Annotated in this window: 7 protein-coding genes; 3 read left to right on the top strand and 4 right to left on the bottom strand. The window is 50.5% G+C overall.

What is annotated here, in order from left to right; genetic code table 11:
• Window positions 1–230: NAD(P)H-dependent oxidoreductase subunit E (locus tag B3K89_RS04790; protein ID WP_293893718.1), on the bottom strand; the 230-nt coding region annotated here is incomplete at its 3' end.
• A gap of 579 nt (window positions 231–809) precedes the next feature.
• On the opposite strand from B3K89_RS04790, the gene B3K89_RS04785 reads away from it, so the two are divergent.
• Entirely contained in the window at window positions 810–2,258 is a 1,449-nt protein-coding gene (locus B3K89_RS04785; RefSeq protein WP_345907141.1) for an IS4 family transposase, read from the top strand.
• A 30-nt stretch (window positions 2,259–2,288) separates the two neighbouring features.
• Window positions 2,289–2,576: a secondary thiamine-phosphate synthase enzyme YjbQ gene (locus B3K89_RS04780; protein WP_345907140.1), complete on the top strand. Its 288-nt coding sequence runs from the start codon at window positions 2,289–2,291 to the stop codon at window positions 2,574–2,576.
• Window positions 2,577–2,582: 6 nt separating this feature from the next.
• On the opposite strand, the gene B3K89_RS04775 is transcribed toward B3K89_RS04780, so the two are convergent.
• Entirely contained in the window at window positions 2,583–2,759 is a 177-nt protein-coding gene (locus B3K89_RS04775; RefSeq protein ID WP_345907139.1) for a hypothetical protein, read from the bottom strand.
• A gap of 120 nt (window positions 2,760–2,879) precedes the next feature.
• Complete coding sequence (locus tag B3K89_RS04770; RefSeq protein ID WP_345907138.1) at window positions 2,880–3,368, bottom strand: GNAT family N-acetyltransferase; 489 nt, start codon at window positions 3,366–3,368, stop codon at window positions 2,880–2,882.
• Window positions 3,369–3,441: 73 nt separating this feature from the next.
• Here B3K89_RS04770 and B3K89_RS04765 point away from each other — a divergent pair, with 73 nt between their 5' ends.
• Window positions 3,442–4,758 (top strand): L-threonylcarbamoyladenylate synthase, encoded by a 1,317-nt coding sequence (locus B3K89_RS04765; protein ID WP_293896568.1) that lies wholly within the window; start codon window positions 3,442–3,444, stop codon window positions 4,756–4,758.
• A gap of 2 nt (window positions 4,759–4,760) precedes the next feature.
• Here the strand turns inward: B3K89_RS04765 and B3K89_RS04760 are convergent, their stop codons facing one another.
• Window positions 4,761–5,240 carry a flavodoxin domain-containing protein gene (locus B3K89_RS04760; protein ID WP_345907137.1) on the bottom strand — a complete coding sequence of 160 codons (480 nt, stop codon included), beginning with the start codon at window positions 5,238–5,240 and terminating at the stop codon, window positions 4,761–4,763.
• Between the last annotated feature and the right edge of the window lie 78 nt (window positions 5,241–5,318).

The following is a 5,318-nucleotide window of genomic DNA, read 5'->3' as shown; positions in this document are numbered from 1 at the left end:
ATTACATGCTCGCCTTGCGGTTTAAGATTGAAAAATGCATAGAAGGTGGCAACTGAATAGACTGTCGAAAGGGGTACTTCCAGCTCCTTTGCAACCAGGACCAACTCCTCCTTGCTGAGGTAGTTGTGGTCGCTGCTGCGCTGGACTGCTTCCAGAATGGAAAGTAGTGCTCCACGCTCGGTACGATGGGACGCTACGATTGCTTGGATCGCGGTGTGTCGATCGCTCATGAGGACCTCCTTGGAAAAAAACGGAGACAGTGCACGCAAAACCTGCATCTATACCATGAAACATCCAAAGGATGCTGTAATATATTCCAGAAGACCTTTGTAAGCATACTAAACCCGAGAAATGAATAAAGCAAGGTATCTATAGTTATTACAATAAGTAATTTGCATAGTTTGTAATTTTATACAGCTTTTTAATGTGAATATAGGAATATAATAAATACTTACAGGCTTCTTACTCGCCTCATTTGACCACTTATCGTTCCTTCTCTATCCTATATCATGAACGGAGGAGCATAGAGCATGAAAAGTTCTCGTAAAGAGTTGTCTTTCCATCTACCTTCACGCAGGGCCTTGGTGAACATAACGCATCTCGTACAACAAGCTGTCCAAGAAAGCACCGTCCAGGATGGATTGGTATTAATAACTCAAAGTTCGCATACCGCTGAGCCATAGTATTTTGACTAAAAAGCAAAGGAAAACTTCTGATTAAAACGATTATAATTACATGTAATATATAGACATAAGCTCGCAAATCTGGTATAATGGATGTACTATAAACCTATACAAGACAAGGAGCTTATGCCTAACATGCTGATGGATTTTACCAATAACACCGACACCATTACAAGCCAAGTCCAGGATTTTTCCCGGAGATTTAAAATCGGAAGCATTCTTCGTCTTTGTGGGGCGCACAAGCAGAAGGGCATAGAAGTCCTGAAGGTCTTCTACTACCTGAGCACCCTGCTGTTCTGCGGAACATCCATGAACAGGGACCAGAAAACCCGCAAGTATGGGAACATGGTGAAGAAGGATACATGCCATCGGTTCCTCCAGTCCATGAAAATGGACTGGAACAGGTTCCTGTCCCTCCTGGCGAAAGAGATCATAGACAAGGATCTGCTGCCGATCCGCCGCAACGATTGCAAGGGAGAACAAAAGCCTTTCTTCCTGGTGGCCGATGACAGCAGCTACTATCGCAACAGGTCCAAGAAAGTGGAGCTGAGCGCCAGGAACTGGGACCATGCCCTCAGGCGCTACTACAAGGGGTTCAGGATGCTCACCCTTGTCTGGACCGACGGGGTGTCGGTCCTTCCCGTATCCTTTTGCAACATGAGCACCTGCGACCAGAAAAAACTGCTCAGGCAATCCAAAAAGCTTGCCGCCAAGGAAAAGGAGGACTTTGGCTTCAAGATACGCAGACTGGCAAGGCAGAAGATGAACGATACGCTGCTTGACCTTCTGGATGTCGCTACGGCGGCGAAGCTCCAGGCCCGGTACCTGCTGTGCGACAAGTGGTTCGCCAACCCCGCCACCATCTTCGCCGTCAAGGCCAAGGGATACGATGTGATCTGCATGCTGAAGAACTCCTCCACCTATTACCTCTACAAGGGGGAAAGGAGAAAGCTCGGCCAGATATTCCGCATGTGCGTCAAGGATGAGCGGATCCAGCGCAAGCTGAACCGCAAGGCAGGAAAGGACGACTCGAAAGGCAGGAAGTTCCTCTTCTCCGCCACCATCTCGCTGATCAACAAGGATGGGGGGCCCAACCAGGAATCGAAAATCGTGTTCGTCAGAAACAGGAACAAGAAAAGCGAATACCTGGCCATCCTCTCCACCGACGGCAGCCTGTCAGAGGACCAGATAGTCGAATACTACTGCTGCCGTTGGGGAATTGAGACTATGTTTCAGACTTGCAAATCCTTTCTTTGCCTGCAAAAGAGTACCCAATCGCTGGATTACTCCGAAATCCATGCCAGCACGGCCATAGTCATGTTCCAATATGCGATGCTCTCCTGGCTGAACCGCCAGAACTCTGATGAGTTGAGTTTCGGGGAACTGTTCTACCAACTCCTGGAAGATGTCCAGGACGCAGCCCTTTTCCACGCCATCGAACTGGTGTTGGCCTTGTTCGTCGAGACCCTCGCTTCTGAATATTCCATGCCCCCCGAGAAGCTCAATGAAGCGATGAACAAATTCCTCATGCAACTGCCTGAAAAGCTGAAAACATGCCTGGATCTAGCTGCTTAGGCATGTGCGAACTTTGAGTTAATAAATGCCATGAATATTACCGCAAGCGTCTTCATCAATGACGATGAAAGCGGGCTGCATCAAGACTACGAGGTTTGGCTGGAGAAGCCGGCTGTGGAAAAACCCTACAGCCAGTATCGGCACAACGGATATGAGGACAATGCCGATGCACACCTCAAGCGCACCATCATGGGACGAGAGAGTGTGGTGGCAATAACCAAGGGAAAGCTTGATTTCGGTACCTGGGAGCAAATTTTCTACTATGAGTTCGATGGGAAGCGAACCAAGCGCGTGCTGATTAAGATCATCGGCGAGTGAGAGGCCTCAGTCATTCCCTTCCGTAGAGCCGATTTCCCTACCCAAGCTCCTGGGCAATTCACGATGCATAGGTTTTGCCTGATTTTGCACGTGCGAAGGCTGCAACTGGGACAGCTGTGCATCGGTCATCTCCGGTATGTCGGAGAAGTCGATTTTTCTCAGTTCTTCATCGTTGGTTTGCATGCTCATCATCCGCCTTCTTTGAATTGGGAGAGGCTTCCCTTGCTAGAATATGTTTACAGTATAAACCATGAAAGGACCAGAATCAAACAGGCCTTGATCATAGGCTTGGTACGGCCTTGATCATAGGCTTGGTACGTAATACACCATGCTCACAATATCCTCAAAGCCCCCGTCATCCTTGGCAAACCCTCCCCTGATCGTCCCCAGCCTCTCAAAACCGAGTCTCTCATAGAGTGCGAGCGCTCGTGTATTGGAAGCAACCACAGCGTTGAATTGCAGGATCCTGAAGCTGAAGCGGGAAAGCTGACCCAGCGAGTCCTTGACCAAGGCCTTTCCGATTCCTTTGTCCCGCATGGTCTTCTTGACAGCATACGAAGCATTCGCTATATGGCCGGCCCTTCCTACGTTGTTCGGATGCAGAATGTACAGGCCTGCAAGTTCGCCTTCATCGATGGCAACCGCTGCATAGCTTTGGCTGCAAAAGAAAGCCGAAGCCGTTATGCTGTCAAGCTTTTCGTCCTGGGGAAAGGCATTGCCTTCATCCACAATCTCGTTCCAAAGCCCCGTCATGGCCGGGATATCCTGCTCGGTATAGGATCTGATCGTCATAGGAGGAGTGTATCACAAACCGGCTTGCCTTGCCTTCGGTCTTTGCGGTACTCTTGCAAGGCGAGGAAAGAGAATGCACCATCAGTCCACCATCTATGTAACACCCAAGCTGCTCATGCACCAAAGCGATGCCCTTCAATCGTTGATGGGGCTTGCCGTGGATTGCACCGTTTCCCTCGCTTACCCTAAGGATGCTCGCTCTGATGCACAGGTTTTGTGCAAAGCCCATCCATTTCTTTCCTCCTGCCTGCAGGCGACCGAGCAAACACTGTTCGACAATGTTGCTGACAAGACCGAGACATTTTTGCTCGATGAGGGGATAAAACTCTCCTTCTACTGTCCGCTTGAGCTTGCAGCATCTCCAATCATAACCTTGTTCTTCCATACGCTTGCCGATGCAGTCTCCTACATAGAGGCGTATCCAAGGCCCAGCGAACAACTGCCAAAGCTTATTGCCGAAGATGCGGCACTGCTTGCACAAGGCAAGCTGGTGGCCTTCCCCACCGAGACTGTCTACGGTCTTGGTGCAGATGCCATGAATGAAGAGGCTGTGAGAGGTATTTTCGCTGCCAAAGAGCGGCCGTTCTTCGACCCCCTGATCGTCCATATCGCCCAATTGGAACAACTTGAGGGATTGGTAGTCGACCTCGACCCAAGAGCCAAACTCCTGATGGATCACTTCTGGCCCGGTCCTTTGACCATGGTATTGAAAAAACATCCCGCTGTGCCCTCGATTGTTACGGCCAACAGCCAAACGGTTGCCATCCGGATGCCTTCCAACCCTTTGGCGTTGAACTTGATCAAGGCCAGCGGCAAAGCCATTGCAGCGCCGAGTGCAAACCGATTCGCTTATACCAGCCCGACTACCGCGCTTCATGTGCGCGAGCAGCTCGGGACGCGGATCGATGCAATTCTTGATGGAGGCGCATGCACCGTCGGCATTGAATCCACGGTACTCTCACTCTGCACCGAAATCCCCACCATACTCCGACCGGGAAAAATCGGATTGAAGGAGCTTCAGCCCTTGCTTGGCGAGGTGGCAATGGGTAAACAGGCAGGTCCTACCGATACCCATCTAGAAAGCCCCGGGTTGCTCGAAAGCCATTATGCCCCCACGACTCCGCTCTATCTGGTCGACGATGTCACCCTGTACAAGGACCAAAGCGATGTCGGGGTGTTGCTGTTCGAAAAGCAGTCCGTCCCGTTCAAGGGGCCGGTGGTGTATGTCAGCGAGAAGGAGGATGCCGAAGAAGCGGCAAGTCGCCTCTATTGGGCGATCCGCCACCTGGACACCCTGCACTTACGCTGCATGGTCGGCAGCCTCTTGCCCGAAGAGGGCATCGGCGTTGCCATCAACAACCGACTTAAGAAAGCATCGGCAAAACACTGAGATCAGCGGTTCAAAACCTCGGCAAAGGCTTTAATCGCATCCTCTCTGATGTTATGCACATCCTCATCGCCTTTACTCATCATTTTCATCATCTTCCTGGTGATCCACCCCATTTTGGAGAACAGGAACTCACCACCGAATGAATCTACAACCAAGGCTTTTTCACGGAGGGCTTTACTGTAGTTCTGTTCAAGCTGCCTCACAGCCCCTTCACCCTCTTCCATCATGCAGAGAAACAGGCCAAGTCTTTTCTGCAGAAGGGCCTGTTCATTGGCAATGCAGAACTTCCTGAATTTTCCGTTGGCCCGTCCTGCATGCACCGAGCCTCCGAGGACAATGGTGTCGTAAGCCCCTAAATCGACATTCGGTTGTTCAATCAAGTTCTGAAGATCTGCATCAGCCTTCAGTTCTTTCTGCAATACTTCAGCACAAGCATGGGTGGTACCATGCTTGGTCGCATATAAAATAAGTGTTTTAGCCATCTGAGTCTCCACACAAGCAATCATAGCACGCACAGGGAGAGTGCAAAAGCTTGGACAATCGGGTAGGAGGATGAGCCT

Origin of the sequence: Sphaerochaeta sp. UBA5849, from assembly GCA_002432715.1 — a bacterium.
Classification (GTDB): Bacteria; Spirochaetota; Spirochaetia; order Sphaerochaetales; family Sphaerochaetaceae; genus Sphaerochaeta.
The sequence above is the reverse complement of the archived record's forward strand: the minus strand, read 5'-3'. Positions and strand labels throughout refer to the sequence as shown.